Annotated in this window: 21 protein-coding genes; 9 read left to right on the top strand and 12 right to left on the bottom strand. The window is 73.6% G+C overall.

Features of this window, described 5'->3' with window-relative positions; all coding sequences use genetic code 11:
• Positions 1 to 15 precede the first annotated feature (15 nt).
• The 3 genes from ABFX46_RS23750 to ABFX46_RS23740 all read right to left on the bottom strand — a co-directional run bounded on the left by ABFX46_RS23750 (position 16) and on the right by ABFX46_RS23740 (position 3126).
• Entirely contained in the window at positions 16 to 1338 is a 1323-nt protein-coding gene (locus tag ABFX46_RS23750) for a DUF4389 domain-containing protein (protein WP_346045272.1), read from the bottom strand.
• A 73-nt stretch (positions 1339 to 1411) separates the two neighbouring features.
• Entirely contained in the window at positions 1412 to 2374 is a 963-nt protein-coding gene (locus ABFX46_RS23745; protein WP_346045270.1) for a quinone oxidoreductase family protein, read from the bottom strand.
• Between the two features lie 83 nt (positions 2375 to 2457).
• Positions 2458 to 3126 carry a TetR family transcriptional regulator gene (locus ABFX46_RS23740; protein WP_163063487.1) on the bottom strand — a complete coding sequence of 223 codons (669 nt, stop codon included), beginning with the start codon at positions 3124 to 3126 and terminating at the stop codon, positions 2458 to 2460.
• A 376-nt stretch (positions 3127 to 3502) separates the two neighbouring features.
• Between ABFX46_RS23740 and ABFX46_RS23735 the strand changes: the two genes are divergently transcribed.
• From ABFX46_RS23735 to ABFX46_RS23725, 3 genes are all read left to right on the top strand, one after another.
• Positions 3503 to 3742: a hypothetical protein gene (locus ABFX46_RS23735; RefSeq protein WP_346045268.1), complete on the top strand. Its 240-nt coding sequence runs from the start codon at positions 3503 to 3505 to the stop codon at positions 3740 to 3742.
• A 105-nt stretch (positions 3743 to 3847) separates the two neighbouring features.
• The gene (locus ABFX46_RS23730; protein WP_346045267.1) at positions 3848 to 4123 is read left to right on the top strand and encodes a DUF6504 family protein; all 276 of its coding nucleotides are present in this window, start codon (positions 3848 to 3850) and stop codon (positions 4121 to 4123) included.
• Position 4124: 1 nt separating this feature from the next.
• The gene (locus tag ABFX46_RS23725) at positions 4125 to 7454 is read left to right on the top strand and encodes a DNA polymerase III subunit alpha (protein ID WP_346045266.1); all 3330 of its coding nucleotides are present in this window, start codon (positions 4125 to 4127) and stop codon (positions 7452 to 7454) included.
• Between the two features lie 8 nt (positions 7455 to 7462).
• Here ABFX46_RS23725 and ABFX46_RS23720 read toward each other — a convergent pair whose 3' ends face one another.
• The 4 genes from ABFX46_RS23720 to ABFX46_RS23705 form a co-directional block, all read right to left on the bottom strand.
• Positions 7463 to 8143, bottom strand: a complete 681-nt coding sequence (locus tag ABFX46_RS23720; protein ID WP_346045265.1) for a DUF4328 domain-containing protein — start codon at positions 8141 to 8143, stop codon at positions 7463 to 7465.
• Positions 8144 to 8239: 96 nt separating this feature from the next.
• The gene (locus ABFX46_RS23715; protein WP_346045264.1) at positions 8240 to 8518 is read right to left on the bottom strand and encodes a hypothetical protein; all 279 of its coding nucleotides are present in this window, start codon (positions 8516 to 8518) and stop codon (positions 8240 to 8242) included.
• A 134-nt stretch (positions 8519 to 8652) separates the two neighbouring features.
• Positions 8653 to 9300 (bottom strand): response regulator, encoded by a 648-nt coding sequence (locus ABFX46_RS23710; RefSeq protein ID WP_346045262.1) that lies wholly within the window; start codon positions 9298 to 9300, stop codon positions 8653 to 8655.
• Positions 9301 to 9328: 28 nt separating this feature from the next.
• Positions 9329 to 10516, bottom strand: coding sequence for a sensor histidine kinase (locus tag ABFX46_RS23705; RefSeq protein ID WP_346045260.1), 1188 nt, complete (start codon positions 10514 to 10516; stop codon positions 9329 to 9331).
• A 243-nt stretch (positions 10517 to 10759) separates the two neighbouring features.
• Between ABFX46_RS23705 and ABFX46_RS23700 the strand changes: the two genes are divergently transcribed.
• Together ABFX46_RS23700 and ABFX46_RS23695 are read left to right on the top strand one after the other, a co-directional pair.
• On the top strand, positions 10760 to 10966 hold the full coding sequence (locus tag ABFX46_RS23700; RefSeq protein WP_346045258.1) for a hypothetical protein: 207 nt from the start codon (positions 10760 to 10762) through the stop codon (positions 10964 to 10966).
• Positions 10967 to 11104: 138 nt separating this feature from the next.
• Complete coding sequence (locus tag ABFX46_RS23695) at positions 11105 to 11896, top strand: methyltransferase domain-containing protein (protein ID WP_346045256.1); 792 nt, start codon at positions 11105 to 11107, stop codon at positions 11894 to 11896.
• Positions 11897 to 12115: 219 nt separating this feature from the next.
• On the opposite strand, the gene ABFX46_RS23690 is transcribed toward ABFX46_RS23695, so the two are convergent.
• The 4 genes from ABFX46_RS23690 to ABFX46_RS23675 form a co-directional block, all read right to left on the bottom strand.
• A complete protein-coding gene (locus ABFX46_RS23690) occupies positions 12116 to 13771 on the bottom strand; it encodes an acetolactate synthase large subunit (RefSeq protein WP_346045254.1) in 1656 nt (551 codons plus the stop codon).
• A gap of 473 nt (positions 13772 to 14244) precedes the next feature.
• Complete coding sequence (locus ABFX46_RS23685) at positions 14245 to 15264, bottom strand: LLM class F420-dependent oxidoreductase (RefSeq protein ID WP_346045252.1); 1020 nt, start codon at positions 15262 to 15264, stop codon at positions 14245 to 14247.
• A 153-nt stretch (positions 15265 to 15417) separates the two neighbouring features.
• Positions 15418 to 15618: a DUF397 domain-containing protein gene (locus ABFX46_RS23680; RefSeq protein ID WP_163060489.1), complete on the bottom strand. Its 201-nt coding sequence runs from the start codon at positions 15616 to 15618 to the stop codon at positions 15418 to 15420.
• Complete coding sequence (locus tag ABFX46_RS23675) at positions 15615 to 16460, bottom strand: helix-turn-helix domain-containing protein (RefSeq protein ID WP_346045250.1); 846 nt, start codon at positions 16458 to 16460, stop codon at positions 15615 to 15617. The genes ABFX46_RS23680 and ABFX46_RS23675 overlap by 4 nt, the downstream gene beginning before the upstream one ends.
• A gap of 194 nt (positions 16461 to 16654) precedes the next feature.
• On the opposite strand from ABFX46_RS23675, the gene ABFX46_RS23670 reads away from it, so the two are divergent.
• Positions 16655 to 17293 (top strand): ATP-binding protein, encoded by a 639-nt coding sequence (locus ABFX46_RS23670; RefSeq protein WP_346045248.1) that lies wholly within the window; start codon positions 16655 to 16657, stop codon positions 17291 to 17293.
• A 24-nt stretch (positions 17294 to 17317) separates the two neighbouring features.
• On the opposite strand, the gene ABFX46_RS23665 is transcribed toward ABFX46_RS23670, so the two are convergent.
• A complete protein-coding gene (locus tag ABFX46_RS23665) occupies positions 17318 to 17914 on the bottom strand; it encodes a TetR/AcrR family transcriptional regulator (RefSeq protein WP_346045247.1) in 597 nt (198 codons plus the stop codon).
• A gap of 60 nt (positions 17915 to 17974) precedes the next feature.
• Here ABFX46_RS23665 and ABFX46_RS23660 point away from each other — a divergent pair, with 60 nt between their 5' ends.
• The 3 genes from ABFX46_RS23660 to ABFX46_RS23650 all read left to right on the top strand — a co-directional run bounded on the left by ABFX46_RS23660 (position 17975) and on the right by ABFX46_RS23650 (position 20495).
• Positions 17975 to 18610 (top strand): GNAT family N-acetyltransferase, encoded by a 636-nt coding sequence (locus tag ABFX46_RS23660; RefSeq protein WP_346045245.1) that lies wholly within the window; start codon positions 17975 to 17977, stop codon positions 18608 to 18610.
• Entirely contained in the window at positions 18607 to 19092 is a 486-nt protein-coding gene (locus ABFX46_RS23655; RefSeq protein WP_346045243.1) for a hypothetical protein, read from the top strand. Before ABFX46_RS23660 ends, ABFX46_RS23655 begins: the two co-directional genes overlap by 4 nt.
• Before the next feature lie 104 nt (positions 19093 to 19196).
• On the top strand, positions 19197 to 20495 hold the full coding sequence (locus ABFX46_RS23650) for a bifunctional cobalt-precorrin-7 (C(5))-methyltransferase/cobalt-precorrin-6B (C(15))-methyltransferase (protein ID WP_346045241.1): 1299 nt from the start codon (positions 19197 to 19199) through the stop codon (positions 20493 to 20495).
• The last annotated feature ends 27 nt before the right edge of the window (positions 20496 to 20522 follow it).

Below are 20522 nucleotides of genomic sequence, written 5' to 3'. Positions count from 1 at the left end.
GTTGTCCGTAGAACCTTAGTGGGAGGTCCGGCGGGCGCGGGGGAGGGTGCGGAACGGCGGCAGCTTCTCGCCGGTGAGCCCGAACGCGTACGCCACGACGCGGTTCGACCAGCGCTGGCAGCCGACGACCAGCCCGTACAGCGGGCGCGGGTAGCGGCCGGTGAAGGGGATCACCAGCCAGCTGCCCACCATCACGACCACCAGCAGCGCGTACATGACCAGCATCACGACCAGGTGCGGGATGACCAGCAGGCCCCTGAGCAGGGTGAACCAGCGCCTCGGCCCCCGCCACGCGGCCGGGAACGGCAGGTCGACCGTGACAGCCGGCTCCCCGTCCGGCTCCGGCTCCCGCGCCGGGACGGGTTCGGCCGCCGGGACGGGACGCGGCCGCGGGACCTCCGCGTCCGGCACGGGCGGGGCGGCGGGCGCGGGCTCCGGCACCGGGGCGGGGGCCGGGGCCGGATCCGGGCCCCGCCACGACATCGAGATCGTCTCGGCGGCGCGCTCCGGGTCGGCCTTCTCCTGCCCGACGAGCCGGGTCAGGAGCTGCCGCGCCATCGGGCGCGCCGCCGGCTCCTTGCTGAGCGCGGCGGCGGCGATCTCGCGCAGCCGCGGGTCGAGGCCGGTGAGGTCGGGGTCCTCGTGGCCGATGCGGTGGAACGTCTCCGCGACCGTCCGGCCCTGGAACGGGGGGCGGCCCGTCCCGGCGTAGGCGACGACGCAGCCCCACGCGAACACGTCCGACGCCTGCTCGACCGGCTCGCCGCGCAGGACCTCAGGGGCGATATAGGACGGGGTTCCGACGAACTGGCCGGTGCGGGTCGGCCCGTCGGGGGCGTCGAGCGCCCGCGCGATGCCGAAGTCGATGACGCGGGGGCCGGTGGACGACAGCAGCACGTTGGCCGGTTTGAGGTCGCGGTGGACGATCCCGGCGCCGTGGATGGCGGCGAGCGCGGTCGCGACGCCGACCGCGAGGCCCTCCAGGTCGGAGCCGGGCAGCGGGCCCCGCTCGGCGACGGCCTTCTCCAGGCTCGGCCCGTCGATGTACTCCGTGACGATGTAGGGCGGGTCCTGGTCGAGCTCGGCGTCGATCACCGGCGCCGTGCAGAACCGGTGGACGCGCCGCGCGGCGGTCACCTCGCGGCGGAACCGCTCCAGGAACGCGGGCTCCCCGGCGAGGTCCCGGTTGACGACCTTCACCGCGACCCGCCGCCCGTCGGGCTCGGCGCCCAGGTAGACCGTGCCCATGCCGCCGCGGCCGAGCCGCCCGAGCAGGCGGTAGGGGCCGAGGACGCGGGGTTCGTCCTGCTCCAGCGGTCCGGCGGCGGTCGTCGTCATGGGGGGCGGTGCTCCTCGGAAAGATCGTCTTTCCGGCCCAGCCTAAGGGAGTCAGGGGAGCGCCAAGGGCCGGTCAGGGAATCAGCAGGAGCTTGCCGGTGCTGCGCCGCGCCTCCAGGTCGGCGTGCGCGGAGGCGGCCTCGGCGAGGTCGTACCGGTGCCCGACGTGCACGTTCACCGCGCCCGACGCGACCCAGCCGTAGACGTCGGCGGCGCGCTCCAGCAGCTCCTCGCGCTCGGCCACGTAGTGGGCGAGCGTCGGCCGTGTCAGGTACACCGACCCGGCCTTGTTGAGCCGCTGCGGGTCGAACGGCGCCACCGCGCCCCCGGCCGCCCCGTACAGCGCCAGGGTTCCGCGCCGCCGCAGGCTCGCCAGGCTCCCGTCGAACGTGGGCGCCCCGACGCCGTCGTACACGGCGGCGACGCCCTCGCCGCCGGTCAGCTCCCTGACCCGGTCGGCGAAACCGTCGTAGCCCATGGTGACGTCCGCGCCCGCGTCCTTGGCGAGCCGCTCCTTCTCCGGGGTGGACGCCGTGCCGATGACGCGGGCGCCGAGCGCCTTGGCCGCCTGGGTGAGCAGCAGGCCCATCCCGCCCGCCGCCGCGTGCACGAGGACGGTGTCGCCCTCCCGGACCGGATACGTCGACCGGGTCAGGTAGTGCGCCGTCATGCCCTGCAGCAGCGAGGCCGCCGCGTCCTCCAGCGTGACGCCGTCCGGGACGGGGACGACCACGTCCGCCGGGACGACGGCCTTCTCCGCGTACGCGCCCTGCACGTTGGCCCAGGCCACACGGTCGCCGGCGGAGAACTCCCGGACGCCGTCGCCGACCGCCGCGACCGTCCCCGCCGCCTCCACGCCCGGCGTGTACGGGAGCTCCTGCGCGTACGCGCCCTTCCGGTAGTACACGTCGATGAAGTTGACGCCGGCCGCGGCCACGTCGATCAGCACCTCGCCGGGGCCGGGCTCCGGGGCGGGGCGCTCCGCGGGCTCCAGGACCTCGGGTCCGCCGTTCCGGGTGATGACGATCGCGCGCATGTGCGGCCCTCCTGATCAGTGGTCGGTGATCTGCGAAACCCGCCGCCTCCGCCGGTTGTTCCCCCGGTCCCGCCGCCGGGCGGTCATACCCAGTCGCGCATCGTCCGGCCGGCGAGCGCGACGGCCTCCTCGACCCGGGCCGCGACCGTCCCGGCGTCCCAGATGTCGCGCCGGGCGCACTCCTCGAACGCGACCTTCACCGTCGCGAGGTAGAACGCGACGACGATCCGCGGCCGCAGATCGTGCTCCACGTCGACGCCCTCCCGCCGCGCGATCTGGTCGGCGAGCGACTCCGCCGACGCCGAGTAGCGCGCCATCTGCGCGGCCATCAGCGACGGCGTCGACTCGATCACCTTCCGGACGCGGCGGAACCGGGCGCCCTCGGCGGGGTCGCTCTCGGCGATCGTCCGCAGCACCACCCGCAGCGACTCGAACAGCGCGGTGAACGGCCGCTCCCCGGGCGGCCGTCCCGCGAGCGCCTCGGCGAGCACCTGGTCGTGCTCGCTCAGGAAGCTCGTGACGACGTCCTCCTTGGTGGCGAAGTAGCGGAAGAACGTCCGCTGCGACACCTCCACCGCCGCCACGATCTCGTCGATCGTCGTGGCCTCGTAGCCCTTGGCGGTGAACAGGTCCAGGGCGGCGTCGATGAGCGCGAGCCGCGTCCGCTGCTTCTTGCGCTCGCGGAGCCCGGCCAGCGCGCGGTCCGGTGCTGGGACATGGCCTGACGGGTCGCCGGCGGGGACGGCGCTCATCGGCTCGCTCCTTCTATCTGGCTGGCGCGGGCGTGGCGTGCCCGTTTCCTAGAGGCTTCTATCACGGACGGACCCTCCGCATGCGGGCGGGTTCCGCCCGCCGGAACGCGCGCGCGCCGTGCCCGGCCGCCGTGCCCGGCCGCCGCGATTGGCGCGGCCGGACGCGGCGTGCCGCGCCCCTCCCCGGGAACCATCCCCGCGGTAACGGGAAACAGCCGTCCCACTCTGCGGATTCTCGCTGCGCAGCCGCGGTTTTCGGGTCATGCTGAGGGACGGTCACCATTCGTCGCCGGATGATCGCCCGAGGTCATCGGGACGGCTCGGACCGTGATGGGCGGCTGAAGTGTCTGTAGTCGGTGAACGGGAGATTCCCGAGATGCGCCGGCGCCACCTCGCGGCGCTCGCGCGCGAGGTCGAGGCCCGGGGCCTCGGCTGGCGGTTCGCCGGCCCCGGGGAGTCGCTGCTGGCCGTCTACGGCCCGCGGACCCGGCGCCGGCTGATGGTCGTCGCGACCCCCGTGGCCGACGGCTGGTCCTACCTGTGGCCGGACGGCGGCATGGCCGACGTCACCGACGTGGGCGCGGCCGCCGACCAACTGACCCGCCTCCTGACCTGATCCCGCCTTGCTCCCGGGGCGGCCCCTTCCCTAGACTCCGAGGCGAACGTTTGTTCGAACGTCCGCATGTCCTTCCCCCGTGCGGTGAGCGCGAGGGGGAGGCAGATGACACGCGTGTTCGGCGATCCGGTGGACGTCTGGGTGACCGACGGCCGTCCGGTCCGGTTCGTCTGGCGCGGCCGGCTCTACGCCGTGCGGCGGGTGCTGGAGCACTGGGTCACCACCCGTGACTGGTGGCGGGAGCAGGAGCCCGCCGGCGAGGCCACCGGGGAGCGGGAGTTCTGGCGGGTCGAGGCGACCCCGGACCGGGAGATCGGCGTCTACGAGCTGCGCCATGACGTGGCCGCCGACAGCTGGCTGCTCTCGCGGGTATGGGATTGACGTGCACATTCATGTCGCTTCGGGCTATTCGCTCCGCCACGGCACCGCCTCGCCCGCGGCGCTGGCCGAGCGCGCGGCGGACCTCGGCATGGAGACGCTCGCGCTGACCGACCGGGACGGGCTGTACGGGGCCGTCCGCCACGTCCGGTCCTGCGCGGACGCGGGCCTCGGCGCCGTGGTCGGCGCCGACCTGCGGGTCGTCTCCACCGGGGAGGAGCGGATCGTGGTGCTCGCCGAGGGGCGGGCCGGGTGGCGGTCGCTGTGCCGGCTGGTGTCTGCGGCGCACGCGGCGGGCGGGCGCGGGAACCCCGTGGTCACGCGGGAGATGGTCGGCGCGCACGCCGAGGGGCTCATCGTCCTGCTCGGCCCGGCGTCCGACGTGGGGCGGGCCGTCGCCGGCCGGCGCCCGGACGCCGCGGCGGCGCGGCTGGACGCCTGGCGCGCGACCGCCGAGACCGCCGTCGAGATCGTGAACCACCACGGCAGGGGCGACGGGCCGCGCGCCGCGCGGATGCTGGCGCTCGCCCGGGACGCCGGCGTGCCCGCCGTGCTCGGCAACGCCGTCCGGTACCTGGAGCCGGCCGATCACCCGGTCGCGCAGGTGCTGGACGTCACGCGCAAGCTCGTCCCGCTGGACCGGCGGCACCTGGACGACCACACCGGGCACGCCTACCTGAAGTCGGTCCCGGAGATGCGCCGCGCCGCCGAGCTGGCCTGCGGCCCCGAGGAGGCCGAGGCGCTGCTCGCGGCGACCCGGAGGCTGTCCGAGCGGTGCGTGCTCGACCCCGGCCGCGATCTCGGGATGGACGACGTCCACCTGCCGGCCGTGCACGGCGACCCGTACGCCCGGCTCGTCGCCCGGTGCGCGGACGGGATGGCCCGGCGCGGGCTCGAAGGGTCGGCCGAGGCCGCCGGCCGGCTCGACGCCGAACTCGGCGTCATCGCCCGGAAGGGCCTCGCGCCGTACTTCCTCACCGTCGCGGACGCCGCCGCGCTGATCCGGGAGCGCGGCATCCGCTGCGCGATCCGCGGGTCGGGCGCGGGCAGCCTGGTCAACTACCTGCTCGGCATCGGCGACCTCGACCCGCTGCGGCACGGCCTGCTCATGGAGCGGTTCCTCGCCGACAGCCGCGAGGGCCTGCCCGACATCGACCTGGACGTGGAGTCGGCGCGCCGCCTGGAGGCGTACCGGGCGCTGTTCGACCGGTTCGGCGCCGACGGCACGGCGTGCGTGTCGATGATGGAGACCTACCGGGCGCGCAGCGCGCTCCGCGACGTCGGCAACGCCGTCGGGCTCCCGCCCGCCGAGATCGACGCGATCGCCAAGGCGTTCCCGCGGATCCGGGCGAGCCAGATCCGCGCCGCCCTGGACGACCTGCCCGAGCTGCGGCAGAGCAACCTGGCCGCCGGCCGCCTGGAGGTGCTGTTCCGGATCGCCGAGCGCCTGGACGGCCTGCCCCGGCACATCGCCATGCACCCGTGCGGCGTACTGCTGTCGAACCCGACGCTGCGGGACCGGACGCCGATCGAGCAGGCCGCGGCCGGGTTCCCGATGAGCCAGTTCGACAAGGACGACGTCGAGGCGATGGGCCTGCTCAAGCTCGACGTGATCGGCGTCCGCATGCAGTCGGCGATGGCGCACGCGGTGGCGGAGGTCGCGCGGCTGTCGGGGGAGGAGATCGTCCTGGAGGACGTCCCGCGCGACGACCCCGCGACGTTCGCGCTGATCCGCACGTCCCGGACGCTCGGCTGCTTCCAGATCGAGTCGCCCGGCCAGCGCGACCTGATCGGCCGGCTCCAGCCCCGCGACCTCGACGACCTGGTCATCGACATCTCGCTGTTCCGGCCGGGCCCGGTCAACTCCGACATGGTGTCGCCGTTCCTGGAGGCGCGCGCCGGGACCCGCGAGCCCGCCTACCCGCACCCCGACCTCGAACCGGCGCTGCGGGAGAGCCTCGGCGTGGTCGTCTTCCACGAGCAGGTGCTCCGCGTCGTCGACGCGATGACCGGATGCGGACTGTCGCAGGCGGAGGCGGCGCGGCGGAGCCTCGGCCACGAGCGCGGCCAGGAGGTGGTCGGCGCCTGGTTCCGGGAGCGGGCGCTGGCGCGCGGCTACGACGGGCCGACCGTCGAGCGCGTCTGGCGGACGCTGACCGCGTTCGGCGCGTTCGGCTTCTGCAAGGCCCATGCCGCGTCGTTCGCGCTGCCCACCTACCAGTCGGCCTGGTTGAAACGGCACCACCCGGCCGCCTTCTACGCGGGCGTCCTCACCCACGACCCCGGCATGTACCCCAAGCGGGTCATCCTCGACGACGCGCGGCACTTCGGCGTCCCGATCCTGCCGCTGGACGTCAACCGCTCGGCCGCCGACTGGCACGCCGAACCCGTCTCCGAAGGCGGGACGACCGGGATCCGGGTCGCGCTGAGCGAGGTCAAGGGCATCTCCGAGGCCGAGGTCGGTGCGATCGTCGGCGCCCGGCCGTACGGGTCGCTGGCCGACTTCTGGCGCCGCGCCGGGGTGTCCCGGCCGACCGCGGAGCGGCTCGTGCTGACCGGGGCGTTCGACGGCGTCCACGCCCGCGTGCCGCGCCGCGACCTGCTCTGCCGCGTCGGCGCCCTGGACCGCGCCACCGCCCGCACCGCCCCGGTCGAGGGCCAGCTCGCCCTCGCCGACGAGGCGGGCCTGGAGGTCGACTTCGCCGACGAGATCCCGGCGGGGGAGCTGCCGCCGATGACGCCGTCCGAGATCGTCGAGGCGGAGCTGGACATCCTCGGCATGGACGTGAGCCGGCACGTCCTGACCTTCTACGACGGGCTGCTCGCGGGGCTCGGCGTCGTCCGCGCCGCCGACCTGCCCGGACGCCCCGCCGGGAGCGAGGTGCTGGTCGCCGGGGTCAAGGTCGCCACGCAGACCCCGGCGGTCCGGTCCGGGCAGCGCGTCATCTTCGCCACGCTGGACGACGCGACGGGCCCGGTCGACCTCACCTTCTTCGAGTCGGTGCAGGACCGGTGCGCCGCCACCGTGTTCGGCTCCTGGCTGCTCGTCGCGCGCGGCCGCGTCCGCCATGCCGGGGACCGCGCCGTGTCGATCACGGCGAGCGCCTGCTGGGACCTGAACGTCCTGTACGAGGAGTGGCGGCGCGGCGGGCCGGACGCCGTCCGCGCCGCGATGAGCGGTACGGCCTCGCACGGCCGGCCGGTGGGCCGCCGCGTCGTCCACCCGACCGGCTTCGCGATGTCCCCGTACTCCGACATCGCGCACGCCGGTCCGGCGATCAAGCGTCCGCCGAGGTCCGCCCTCTGGCACACCAGCCCGGGAAGCTCCGGGTAGCCCTCCGGTCAGCTCTCCCGCACGAGCTGCAGGCGGGTGATCTGGAAGACGGTCGCCATGCAGAGCGAGGCGGCGAGGGCCTGGAACGCGGCGGCGGCGACGCCGACGTGGACGTCGAAGCGCGCCTCGGCGAGGGTGTCGACGCTGCCGTGCGTGAACGCGCGGCCGAGGAGCAGGCCGAGCAGGGCGCAGACCCACCAGGCCGCCACGACGAGCGCGGCGGCCTGGCGCTCGGCCGTCCGGTACCGGCCACTGTTCACCCACACCTCGTAGACCACCCGGGGCGGCACCCACAGGTTGACGACGGGCAGGACCCAGCCGAGCAGGACCCAGGCGCGGTGGTGCCGGTGCGGGCCCGGCGACTGCCGGAACGCCCGCCACAGCCACACGAGGTAGAGGAGCCCGGTGACCACGGCCATGATCACGCCGATCGTGAACACGTCCGCGTAGGGGGCGAGGGCCCTGCCGGTGGCGACCGCGTCGTAGCTGTCATGCGTCGCCCCGCGCAGCGGGTGCGCGAGCCTGAGCAGGCTGATCCCCGCGCCGAGCGCGACGAACGCGTTGAAGCCGAGGAGCATGAACACGGCCACGCCGACGGCGCGGAAGTCGCGGCGCCGCGCCCAGGCACCGCAGGCCGGGCACCGGTCGACCTCCGTCGGGATGATGTCGCCGCACAGCGCGCACGGCATGATGCACCTCCCTTGGCCTTTGCGGTTGGTTGCTTTGGATACTACGTACGTTTGACATGCGCGACCCCGCGCGGGTTCGCGGCCCTTACCGGATCGTCACACGTGGAACACGAATCCGGCGGCCGTATAGGCGAACGCGGCGGTGACGGCGGCCCACGAGGCGAGCCGGCCGAGACCGCCGGTCGCCAGCAGCCGCTCCGGCCGGAGGCCGGTCACCGCGAGCAGCGCCCACCACTGGGCGGCGAGCGCGATCGTCCCGTACAGCGATCCGAACCCGATCAGCGAGAACAGCAGGACGCTGCCGGCGGGGGTCGCGACGTGCGCGAACAGGGCCGGTCCGCGTTCCGGCCCGTGCAGGCCGCGGCGCAGCGCCACGAGGACGGCGGCCCAGCCGGCCGCGCACAGCGCCCAGACGACGAGGGCGGCGACGGGCAGCCCGTCCAGCGACTCCGGTGCCAGTGCCGTGATCCTTCCCCCGCGCGTGCCTGCCTCGTGCCGTCCGCTCCCGGTCAGGTCATGAGGCCCGACTCCCAGGCCCAGGCGGCCGTCTCCACCCGGTTCCGGGTGGCCAGTTTGCGGTGGACGCTCCCGAGATGCGTCTTGACCGTGGACAGCGACACGAACAGTTCCCCGGCGATCTCCTCGTTCGTCCGGCCGCGCGCGACGAGCCTGACCACGTCCAGCTCCCGGTCGGTGAGCGGCTCGCGCGGCGGGGCGGCCGACGGGCGGGGCCGCGCCAGCCGCTCCAGCAGCCGGACGGTGATGGACGGCGACACCAGCGACCCGCCGTTCGCCGCCGCGCGGACCGCCTCCACCAGCAGCGCGGGCCCGCTGTCCTTCAGCAGGAACCCGACCGCGCCGCCGCGCAGCGCCCCGTAGACGTACTCGTCCATGTCGAACGTGGTGACGATCACGACGCGGAGCGGGTCGGGGACGCCGGGCGCGGCCAGCGCGCGGGTCGCCTCCAGGCCGTCCATCGTCGGCATCCGGATGTCGAACAGGCACACGTCGGGGCGCAGCCGGCGGGCCAGCGCGACGGCCGCGGCGCCGTCGGCGGCCTCCCCGACCACCTCCATGTCGGGCTGCGAGTCGACGATCATCCGGAACCCGGTCCGGACCATCTCCTGATCGTCGGCGACGAGTACGCGGATGGCCACGGGGCCGATTCTGTCAGCAACGCACCGGTCACCGCTCCCCGGCCGGCAGCAGCGCGACGACCTCCCAGCCGCCCTCCGGGCGCGGACCCGCGCGCAGCCGGCCGCCGAGCGCGCCGACCCGCTCGGCCAGCCCGGTCAGCCCGAACCCGCCGGACGGCAGCATCCGGCCGCGGCCCCGCCCGTCGTCCCGCACCGCCACCTCGACGCCGCCGCCGGTCCTGGTGAGGGTGACCCGGACGGCCTCGGCGTCGGCGGCGTGCTTGCGGACGTTGGTCAGCGCCTCCTGCACGACGCGGTGCGCCGACGCCGCCACCTCCGGCGGCAGCGTGCCGAGGTCGGGCGCGAGCGTCAGCGTCGCCGGAGGGTGGGTGAACCCGGCGACGAGCTCCCGGAGCTGCGCGAGGTCGCCGACGGGACGGGTGGCGGAGCCGCCGTCCGCGAGGGCGTCCCCGTCCGGCGCGTTGACGTGCTGCGCGTCCCGCAGCAGGCCGACCATGCGGCGCATCGACGTCAGCGCCTCGGTGCCCGCCTTCTCGATGCCGCCGAACATGCGGTCGAGGTCCTCGGGCTTCTGGCCCGCGCCCGCCTGCGCCGCGAACCGCGCCGCCTGCGCCTGGACGACGATGCCCGTCACATGGTGGGCGACGAAGTCGTGCAGGTCGCGGGCCAGTTCCAGGCGCTCGTCCCGCCGCGCCGCCGCCAGCGACCGGGACCGCCGCGCGTCCAGCGCCCGCAGGTACAGGCCGACGCCGAGGGAGACCGACACGGTGATGCCGAGCGGCGCGGTGAACAGCGCCGCGGCGAGCGCCGACCAGCGCAGCGGGGTCGCGAGGACCGCCGCGCCGAGCAGCAGCGCCGGCGGGAGGAGCTCCTCCCGGCGCGCCTTCCACACCACCCGCGCGATCACGATCAGCAGCCCGCCGATTTCGGCGAACACGCTCGGGGTCGTGAACGGCGGCCGGACGGCCGTCCCGAGGTAGAGGGTCGTGAACGCCGACAGCGCCCCCGCCCCGACGGCCCACGGGACGAGCCGCCGGGAGACCGCCGCGGCGTTGGCGACGGCCGCGACGACCACCATCCACAGGGCGGGCGCGTCCTGGAGGGCGTAGACGAGGCAGAGCAGCAGGAACAGGCCGGCGAACCCCGCGTAGGCGATGCGCACCACGCAGCCGCCCACCGAGTGGATGCGGTCCAGCCCTGCCCCGACGTCGTTCACGGTCATGCAGGGTACGTCCCGCCGCGGGCTCCGGGGATCGACCGTTCGGCCGATCCGCCCCGGCCGGTCGAATATGCATTCGAAAATGTCAGACCCGCCCCGTAGCGTTGACCACGTGATTTGGGCGACACCTGGGAACAGGCGTCGAACCGAGTGGCTTGTAATGACGTACTTAGGGGTATGTGGCTACCGGTGGCACCCGCACAGGAGCGGCCCACCGGGGTTCAAGGAAGGGGTGTTGGCATGAGCGCAGCGACCGGCACGTTCCATCTCTCCCACCCGCGGCTCGACGGGCCCGCCGAGCGGACCGTCGTGGAGCCGTGGCTCACCGAGCTTTCGCACGCGTCGCTGAACGCCTACGCCGAGCCCGCGCCCGCGCTGGCCCCGGTCGAGGCCCTGCCCGTGCGGCAGCGGCCCGTGCCCGCCCGCCGCATCGCCGTGGCGGCCTGACGCACCGACGAGAAGGGGATCGAGGGCGCCCTCGATCCCCTTTTCTCATGCCTCTGTGTCTCATATATCGATACGTACTTCTCAAACTCTGAGAACAGGTCGTAGTGTTCGGGCACCGGACACAGAGAGGTGATCCCGATGCCGGCCTACACCCACGGCCACCACAAGACCGTCCTGAGCTCGCACCAGTGGCGGACGGTCGAGAACTCCGCCGCCTACCTGATCGAGCACCTGCGTCCGGGGCTGTCCGTCCTGGACGTCGGCTGCGGCCCCGGCACCATCACCGCGGGCCTGGCCGAACGCGTCGCCCCCGGCCGCGTCGTCGCGGCCGACGCCGCCGAGACCGTCCTGGCCGAGGCCCGCAAGAGCACGGCGGCCTCGTCCAACGTCGAGTTCGCGGTCGCCGACGTCCACGCGCTGGACTTTCCCGACGACACCTTCGACATCGTCCACGCCCACCAGGTCCTGCAGCACGTCGCCGACCCCGTCCAGGCCCTGCGCGAGATGCGCCGCGTCGCCCGGCCGGGCGGCGTCGTCGCCGCCCGCGACGCCGACTTCGGCACCATGATCTGGTACCCGGAGCCGCCCGCCATGGACGCCTGGCTGCCGGTCTACTACAAGGTCGCGCGCGGCAACGGCGGCGAGCCCGACGCCGGCCGCCGCCTGGTCTCCTGGGCCCGCGCCGCCGGCTTCACCGACGTCACCGCGACCGCCTCCGCCTGGTGCTACGCCACCCCCGAGGAGCGCGAATGGTGGAGCGAGTCCTGGGGCGGCCGCCTGATCAACTCCTCGGTCGCCGACCACGCCGTCGCGGGCGGCCACGCGACCCGCGACGAACTCCAGCGCATCTACGAGGGCTGGAAGGAATGGTCCGCCGCCGAGGACGGCTGGTACTCGGTCACCCACGGCGAAATCCTCTGCCGCGCCTGACCCTCACATCGCCCAGCGCCGCAAGCCGCCGGTGGGCAGCCGCGCGGCGATCTCGGTGACCAGGTCGAACGCGCCGGACTCCAGCGCCGCCTCGACAAGGCGCCGGGCGATCACGCGGATGCGCGGCTCCAGCTCCTCGTTGCGGTGGACGGGCGCGTACGCGACCCGCGATGAGAGACCAAGATCGCCGAGGGCCGAAAGCGGCCCCTTACCGCGCGGCTAGAAGGGGTCGGTCAGTTCTCCCAGCTTGTCGGTCAGTTGCAGGTTGTGGGAGTAGTCGACGGGGACGGTGACGACGGAGACCGCGTCCTCGGCCAGGGCCTTGCGGAGGGTGGGGAGCAGGTCGCCGGCGGACTCCACGCGGTGCCCGCGGGCGCCGAAGCTCTCCGCGTACGTCACGAAGTCCGGGTTGCCGAACGCGATGTGGGAACTGGTGCCGAGGTCGAGGTCCATCTTCCACTCGATCAGGCCGTAGGCGGAGTCGTCCCAGATCAGGACGGTGATCGGGACGTTCTCGCGGACGGCGGTCTCCAGCTCCTGGGAGTTCATCAGGAACGCGCCGTCGCCCGTCGCGGCGAGGACGTTCCGGTCCGGGTGCGCGAGCTTCGCGGCGATCGCGCCCGGGACGGAGAAGCCCATCGAGGACAGGCCGTTGGAGACGATCAGGGTGTTCGGCTCGTAGGTCGGGTACATGCGGGCCATCCACATCTTCACCGCGCCGGTGTCGGCGAGGACGATGTCCTCGCGGCCCATGGCGGCGCGGACGTCGGCGACGATGCGGCGGGGCGAGAGCGGGAAGCCGTCCTCGGTGGCGCCCTCGGCGAGCTCCTCGCGGAGCATCTCCCGGATCTTGCGCCCGGTGCCGTTCACGTCGAAGCGGCGGTGGACGGAGTCGGCGAGCGCGTGCAGCGAGCGGGAGATGTCGCCCTGGACGCCGACCGCGACCGGGTAGTGGTCGTCGACCTCGGCGGGGAACTGGTGGATGTGGACGATCTTCTTGTCCGCCGCCGGGTTGATCTTGACGGGGTCGAACTCCTGGAGCTCGTAGCCGACCGTGATCAGGACGTCCGCCTCGTCGAAGCCGAAGTTGACGTAGTCGTGCCGCATGAAGCCGACGGCGCCGAGCGCGTTGGGGTGGTCGTCCGGGAAGACGCCCTTGCCGTTGAAGGTGGTCGCGACCGGCAGGCCGAGGCGCTCGGAGAAGTGGACCAGCGCGTCGCCCGCGCCGGCGCGGGTCGCGCCGTGCCCGGCGAGGACGATCGGCCGCCGCGCGAGGGCGAGCACGTCGGCGGCGCGGGCGATCTGGGACGCCGACGGCTCCTGCGTCCGGACGACGTTCAGCGGGAGGGGCGCGAGGTCGGCGGAGACCTTCGCCGCCTCGACGTCCTCCGGGATGGCCAGGTAGACCGCGCCGGGGCGCTCGGTCTGCGCGGTCTTGAACGCCTTGCGCACCATCTCGGGCAGCGCCTCGGCGCGCGGCGCCAGCTCCGACCACTTGGTGATCGGCCGGAACAGCGACACGAGGTCGATGACCTGGTGCGACTCCTTGTAGATGCGGTCGAGGCCGACCTGCGCGGAGATCGCGACGACGGGCGTGCTGTTGGTGGTGGCGTCGGCGACGCCGAGCTGCAGGTTGATCGCGCCGGGGCCGAGCGTCGCGGACGCCACGCCCGCGCGGCCGGTGAGGCGGCCGTAGATCTCGGCCATGAAGGCCGCGCCCTGCTCGTGCCGGACGAGGACGTAGCGGATCGAGGAGTCGTTCAGAGCATGGACGAAATGGATGTTCTCCTCGCCCGGAATGCCGAAGACGTATTCGACGCCCTCCGCCTCAAGGGTCCTGACGAGCAGGCGGGCGGCGTCTTGCTGCGCGGACATCTGTCCCATCTCCAGTTCGCGTCTCGCTGGTGCCTCCCGTACAGCACCCGGGGCGCGCCCTCCATTCCGCGGCGCGCTGTGGAGTCGATCTCAGTCGGCCGGACGGTCGGCGGGGCCGGATGCGGTCACCTCGCGGTCCACGGCGTCCGGCCGCTCCGGCGATCATCGTGCGCGCCCGCCCAGGGTAATCCCGACATTGGCCGCGACAGAGCCTTATCAACGGCAAGTCGTGAGAATATGGAAATTGTTATCCACATTCTGACAAGCCCAGTTCTGGTCTACCGTGATCACAATCAGGGCGATGGAATCCGTCGACTCCTCGCATCCCGGATTCTCCTCAACGGGAGGCCCCACGCTCGGTGAGCGTTCCGGCCCGTTCGAGATCGTCGACCTGCTGGAGGTCGCCGGCGCGGCCGGCTGAGACCGTCGCCGCCGCACCGGCCGGTGCGGCGGCGGCACGGCGGCGGCGCGGCTCAGGACTCGGCCATGTCCTTGATGGCGCGGAGGGTCGGCTCGTCCCGCACGCCGGCGATCAGCAGGGTGGTGACGGGGCTGTCGCGCCAGAGCTGGAGCCGCTCCTTGATCCGGCCGAGCGGGCCGAGCAGCGAGATCGCGTCGGCCAGCTCGTCCGGGACGGCCTTGATCGCCTCGTCGCGGCGGCCGGACAGGAACAGCTCCTGGACGCGCGCGGCCTGCTCCGCGAACCCGAGCCGGCCGATCAGGTCGAGGTGGAAGTTGCGGTCCTTGGCGCCCATGCCGCCGATGTAGAACGCCAGCGGCATCTTGGCGAACTCCAGCGCCGAGGCGAGGTCGTCGGTGACGATCGTGGTGACGGTCGCGGCGATCTCGAATCCGTCCGGGCGGTCGGCGAGCGAGGCGCCGAAGACGGAGTCGATCTGCTCCGGGTCGACGAACAGCGGCAGCCAGCCCTGCGCGACCTCGGTCGAGAGCGCGACGTTCTTCGGGCCCTCGGCGCCCAGGTAGACGGGGATCTCCGGCCGGACGGGGTGGACGATCGACTTCAGCGGCTTGCCGAGCCCGGCACCGCCGGGGTAGGGCAGCGGGTAGTGCGGGCCCTCGCTGGTCACCGGGCCCTCGCGCCGCCAGACCTGCCGGACGATGTCGAGGTACTCGCGGGTGCGGGCGAGCGGCTTCGGGAACGGCTGCCCGTACCAGCCCTCGACGACCTGCGGCCCGGACGCGCCGAGGCCGAGGATCATCCGCCCGCCGGAGAGCGCGTCCAGGGTCAGCGCGTGCATCGCGGTGGCCGCCGGGGTGCGCGCCGACATCTGGACGACCGCCGTGCCGAGCTTGATCCGGGACGTGCGGGCGGCGTACCAGGCCAGCGGGGTGAACGCGTCCGAGCCGTACGCCTCGGCGGTGAACACCGAGTCGTAGCCGCAGCGCTCGGCGGCCAGCACCGTCTCGGTCTGGTCGTCGGGTTCGCCCTGCCAGTAGCCGACGTTGATGCCGAGCTTGAGTTCCGCGGTCACGTTGCACCCTCCGGTAGTCGACGCACCGGCGATACTAGAACACGTTCTAGTTTCCCGGTAGGGGGTCGGCCTCCCGGCGGGGACGGTCCGGGCGCGAACGAGGGCCGCGGCGCGGTGCGCCGCGGCCCGCGGGGGGGGGGGGGGGATTCGCCGCTAGCTCTCCTTGATCGCGTCCAGCAGGCCCCGCCAGGCGGACGGGGTCAGGACCAGTGCCGGTCCGGCGGGGTCCTTGGAGTCGCGCACCGCGCGAAGGTCGCTGGACAGGGCCGCCATCTCGACGCACTGGTCGCCGCTTCCGCTGCGGGACGACTTGCGCCAGACGGCACAGGTGAGTTCGCGCTGCAGGTTGGTCACGGGCTGCTCCTTGCTGCCTCGGCTATGAGGTGCGCGGAATCCTCGGGGGACAGGGCTTGCGCCACGATGAGATCGAAGCGGTCCCTATGCTTTGCTATTTCCTCGGCGCTCTCAAGGTAAACGTCGCCCATAGTGCCCTCGACGTAGGCGATATCGGGGTCCGCGGGGTCTGGATACGACAATATGGTGAAACGTCCGTCAAGGCCCGCATGCGCCTCTGCTGTGTACGGAAGTACCTGGATCGTCACCGTTGGGCGGGTCCGCGCGGCGGTGGCGAGGGCCTCCAGCTGGCCCCGCATCACCTCCGGGCCGCCGATCGGGCGGTGCAGCACCGCCTCGTCGAAGATCACCTGGAAGCGGGGCGCGTCGGCGCGGTCCAGCAGCGCCTGCCTGATCTTGCGGGCGGCGATGCGGCGCTCGATGTCCTCCTGGGCGGGCAGCAGCCGGCCCGCCGTGATCACGGCGCGGGAGTACGGCTCGGTCTGCAGCAGCCCGTGGACGAGCTGCGGGTCCCAGGTGCGGATGTGCGAGGCCTCGTCCTCCAGCGCGACGTAGCTGCCGGCGAAGACGTCCTGGTAGGCCGTCCACCAGCCGCGCTGGCCGGCCTGCCGGGCGAGGGTGATGAGCGCGTCGCGGTCCGGGCTCGGGACGCCGTAGAGGTCGAGGATGTCGGCGATGTCGCCGGGCTTCGGGCGGGTCTGGCTGGTCTCGAGGCGGGAGACGGTGGCTCGCGACCAGTCCAGCCGGTCCGCCACCTCCTGCAGGGTGAGGCCCTGCTCCTCGCGCAGCTTGCGGAGCTCCCGCGCGAGGCGGCGGCCGCGGACGGTGGGGCGGTAGGTCATGGAAGTGGAGTCTTGCGACTCTCGACGCCCGTCACAACGCGATTGGCGAACCCGGCGGAAAGGTGGGGGGAATTCCGGGAAGACGGTTGCGATCGTGAGAATCTCACGAGACTCTTGAACGAGTGACCGTCCGGAGACTGACAGTGACCGCTGGACGGTCGCGGAGTCCGGGCACGTAGACCGCGGGAGGACCCGTGAAGAGCACGCCGGCCGATACCGCTGCGGACACCGCCGCGGCGGCGGACACCACCGTGATGGCGGAGAGCACCGCGGTGACCGACAGCGCGATCGACGCCCTGACCGGGACCGCCGCGCTGACCGAGACCGTCGCGTTGACCGAGACCCTCGCGGACGCCGCCGAGCCGCACGCCTCGCGGGACGGCGACGGCACCGCGCGCGACGGCATGCGCGGCTGGGTGTGGGCGCTGCCGGGCGGTCCCGGCTGCGCCGGCCACGCCCGCCGCGTGCTGCGCGACGCGCTCGCCTCGCTCGGCGCGCCGCCGGACGCGATCGCCGACGCGCAGCTCATGGTGAGCGAGCTGGCCACGAACGCCCACCAGCACGCGGGCGAGCACGGCCCGCACGAGCTGTGGCTCTACGGCGGCGAGGGGTGCGTCCGCGAGGTGCGCTGCGCGGTCTTCGACGCGTTCGCCGACGCCGCGCTGCCCGGCTACTCGTGGACGTCCGGCGACTGCGGGCGCGGGCTGAGCATCGTCCGGGAGCTGTCCGGCGGGCGCTGGGGGCTGCGGCGCACGCTGTCGCGGCTCGGGCCGCCCGTCCGCGGCAAGGCCGTCTGGTTCACGATCCCCGGCGCCGCCGTACCGCCCCGCTGACCGTCCGGGGGGCGAGGGCCGGGGTCAGTCTTTCTCCAGTGCGGGGCCGATGTCGCTGACCAGCGCCAGCAGCGACCGGGAGAGCAGCGTGTGCACCTGCTCGCGGTCGAGCGTCTTCTCCTGCAGCCACTGCCGGGTCGCCGCGTCCACCAGCCCGGTGTAGACGCGCAGGACGGCCCGCAGCGTCTCGGTCGGCTCCGGCACCCGCAGGATGGCCAGCATGTGCTCGACGGCCTCGTCCTTGAACCGGTTGACGACCCGCAGGAGCTCCGGGTCCTGCCCGAAGCCCTCGGCGTCCAGGGCCGCGAACCAGGTGGTCGCGTTCTGGTCGGCGGTGTCGAGGAACAGGTTCACCAGCAACTCGACGGACTCGGGCAGCGTCAGCCGGTCGTCCGGCGGCGGGACCTGCATCGCCGCGGACGCGGTCAGCCCGTGGACGACCTTGAGGAAGAGCTCCCGCTTCGTCCCGAAGTAGTAGTGGATCAGGCCGCGCTGCACGCCGGTCTCCCGGGCGATCGCGGCCGTGGACACCTCCGAGTACGGCAGCTCGGTGAACATCCGCCGGGCGACGGCGAGGATCTGGGCGCGCCGTTCGTCCGGGGACAGCCGCTGGTAGCTCACCGCGACAGCCTATTCTGTGCGGGCGGCCCGCGCCGGGCGGGCGGCGTGAGGGGAGCGCCGGTGAACGCCTTCGAGGGGACCGTGCGCCTGGTGGGCGAGCGGCTCGTCCTCCGCCCGTTCGGCCTGGACGACGCCGGCGCGCTGATCGAGGTCATCCGCGCCGAGGAGGACTTCCTTCCGCCGAACTTCCCGACTGCGCTGGAAGCCGAGCCCATCGCCTGGTTCCTCCAGGAGGGCGTCCACAAGGTTCAGCATTTCGGTCTGGGCATCCATCTCGCGGTGACAGAGCGTTACACGGGCGACCTTATCGGGACCATAGGGCTGTTCAAGGTCGACTGGTCCCATCTGACGTCCGAGGTCGGTTACGGGATGCGGCCCGGCGCGCGCGGGCGCGGCTACGCCACCGAGGCGCTCCGCCTGGTCTCCGACTGGGCGCTGCACGACTGCGGGCTGTTCCGCGTGGAACTCCGCGCGATGGTCACCAACCGCGCCTCGATCCGGGTCGCGGAGAAGGCCGGCTACCTGCGGGAGGGCGTCGCGCGCGGCGCCGAGCGCGACGCGGACGGCGTCAGCCGCGACATGATCGTCTTCAGCCGGATCGGGACCGATCCGCCGCTGCCCGGCGCGCCGGGCCCGCACGCGGACGGCGCCTCCGCGAGGCTCGTCGCCGACGATGAGGAGGGACGGTACCAGTGACCGCAACGGAACGGACGCTCGTGTTGTACGGGGAGGGCGCGCGCGACGCCGCCCGGGGGATGCTGCCGAAGCTGCCGGACGACTGCTTCGTCCCGGCGGGGGCGGTGCGCGAGGCGGTCGGGACGGCGGTCAAGGACGGCACCGCGCAGATCGTCCTGGTCGCGGGCATGGACGAGCAGGTCGCCGTGCTCGGCGGGGCGGCGGGCCTGCTGGAGTCGATCACGCTCGACATGGACTGCGGCGTCGCGCTGGCCGGGGAGGTCTCGCGGGTGGCGACCCCTCAGGACGCGTACGCGCTGTGGGAGGCGGCGGGCCGGCTCGGGCCGTGCGGGCGGGAGCTGTGCCGCCGGACGGCCGGGGAATTGGAGCGCCTCGCCGCCGAGGCCGCCGGCGCGCCGCACAGCCCGCTCGCCGCGCAGGTCGTCCTGCTCGACGCGGCCGGCGAGCGCATGGTCGGCATGTACGGCCGCATGGCCCGGTGAGCCGCCCCTGCGGGCAGGGTGGGCGGCGACGTGAGGTACGGGTGTCCCGTAGGCGAGTGGCACCGTAGGCGAGTGGCACGGTAGGCGATTGGTAGGGCAGGGCGATGCTTACGGTCGTCGGCTGTGATGGTTCGCCGCTTTCGGAGGCGGCGCAGGCGGTGTTGGGGAGCGCCGCGCTGGTGGTGGGGGAGCCCGCGCTGCTGGAGCGCCTTCCCTTGGCACCGGACGTCGGCAAGGTCGCCGCAACGGACGTGCTGGAAGCCCTGCAAGGGGTCGATGTCACCGAGCAGGACGTCGTGGTCGTCGTGGACGGTGACCCCGGCTACTTCGGGATCGTCCGGGAGTTGCTCGAACAGGGGCATGCGCCGGACGCGATCCCTGCGACGCCCTTGGTGGCGCGTGCCTTCGCCCAGGCGGGTCTGCCCTGGGAGGACGCTCTCGTCGTCTCAGCCAGGGGCGGGCATCTGCGGCAGGCCGTGAACGCATGCCGTGCCCATCCGAAGGTGGCGGTGCTGACCGGTCCTGGCGCGGGGCCCGCCGAACTGGCGCGCGCGCTGTTCCCGGTCACTCCGCGCTCGTTCGTGGTCTGCGAGGACTTGGGCGGGCCTAGGGAGCGGGTCGTGTACGTGCGTCCGGCGGAGGCGACCACTCGTCCGTGGAACAACCCCGACGTGGTGCTCGTGCTGGACAACCGTCACGCCTTGGGGGAGGCGAGCTGGTTCGCCGGGCCGCGGCGTGCTCCCGCCGGATGGGGCCTGAATGAGGACGCGTTCGGCGACGGCCCCGGCATGCGTCCAGACGTCCGGGCCTTCGTGCTGGCCAAGCTCGGCCCGGGGATCGGCGACATGGTGTGGGATGTGGAGTCCGGCGACGGCTCGGTGGGCATCGAGTGCGCGCGCTTCGGCGCCGCCGTGGTCGCCATCGACCGCGACTACGCCGCGTGCAGGCGGATCAGGGAGAACGTGCGGCTGCACGGGGCCAAGGTCGCGATGGCGTCGGGGGACGTCCAGTCGGCGGCCGGCCATCTGCCCGGGCCCGACGCGGTCTTCGTCGGCCGGGGCGGGCCGGGGGCCGTGCGGGTGTGCGCGCAGCTCAGGCCGTCCCGGCTCGTCGCCCTCTCCACGCCCGCCGATGTTCGGGTCATACTGGACATCCTGGACGAGCAGGGCTTCACCCCCGGCGCCGTCCGGCTCCAGGCGACCCGGCTGACCCCACCGGAGGAGCCCGGAGACCCGGTGATCGTCGTCTGGGGCGAGCGGGACGCCCGGACCCCGGCGCGGCGGCCGTCCCGGACGGACCGTCCGATCGAGACGATCCCGGCACCGCCCGGCGAGCCGGCCGGGCCGGCCGGGCCCCGCCGCCCGGCCGCGGCCGATCCGGACGTACCGCCCCGCAAGCCGTGAAACCCTGGTAACCCCGTCCGGAGGCAA

Origin of the sequence: Actinomadura chokoriensis, assembly GCF_039529475.1 — a bacterium.
Taxonomy (GTDB): domain Bacteria; phylum Actinomycetota; class Actinomycetes; order Streptosporangiales; family Streptosporangiaceae; genus Spirillospora; species Spirillospora bangladeshensis.
This window is presented reverse-complemented; position numbering and strand designations above follow the sequence as displayed.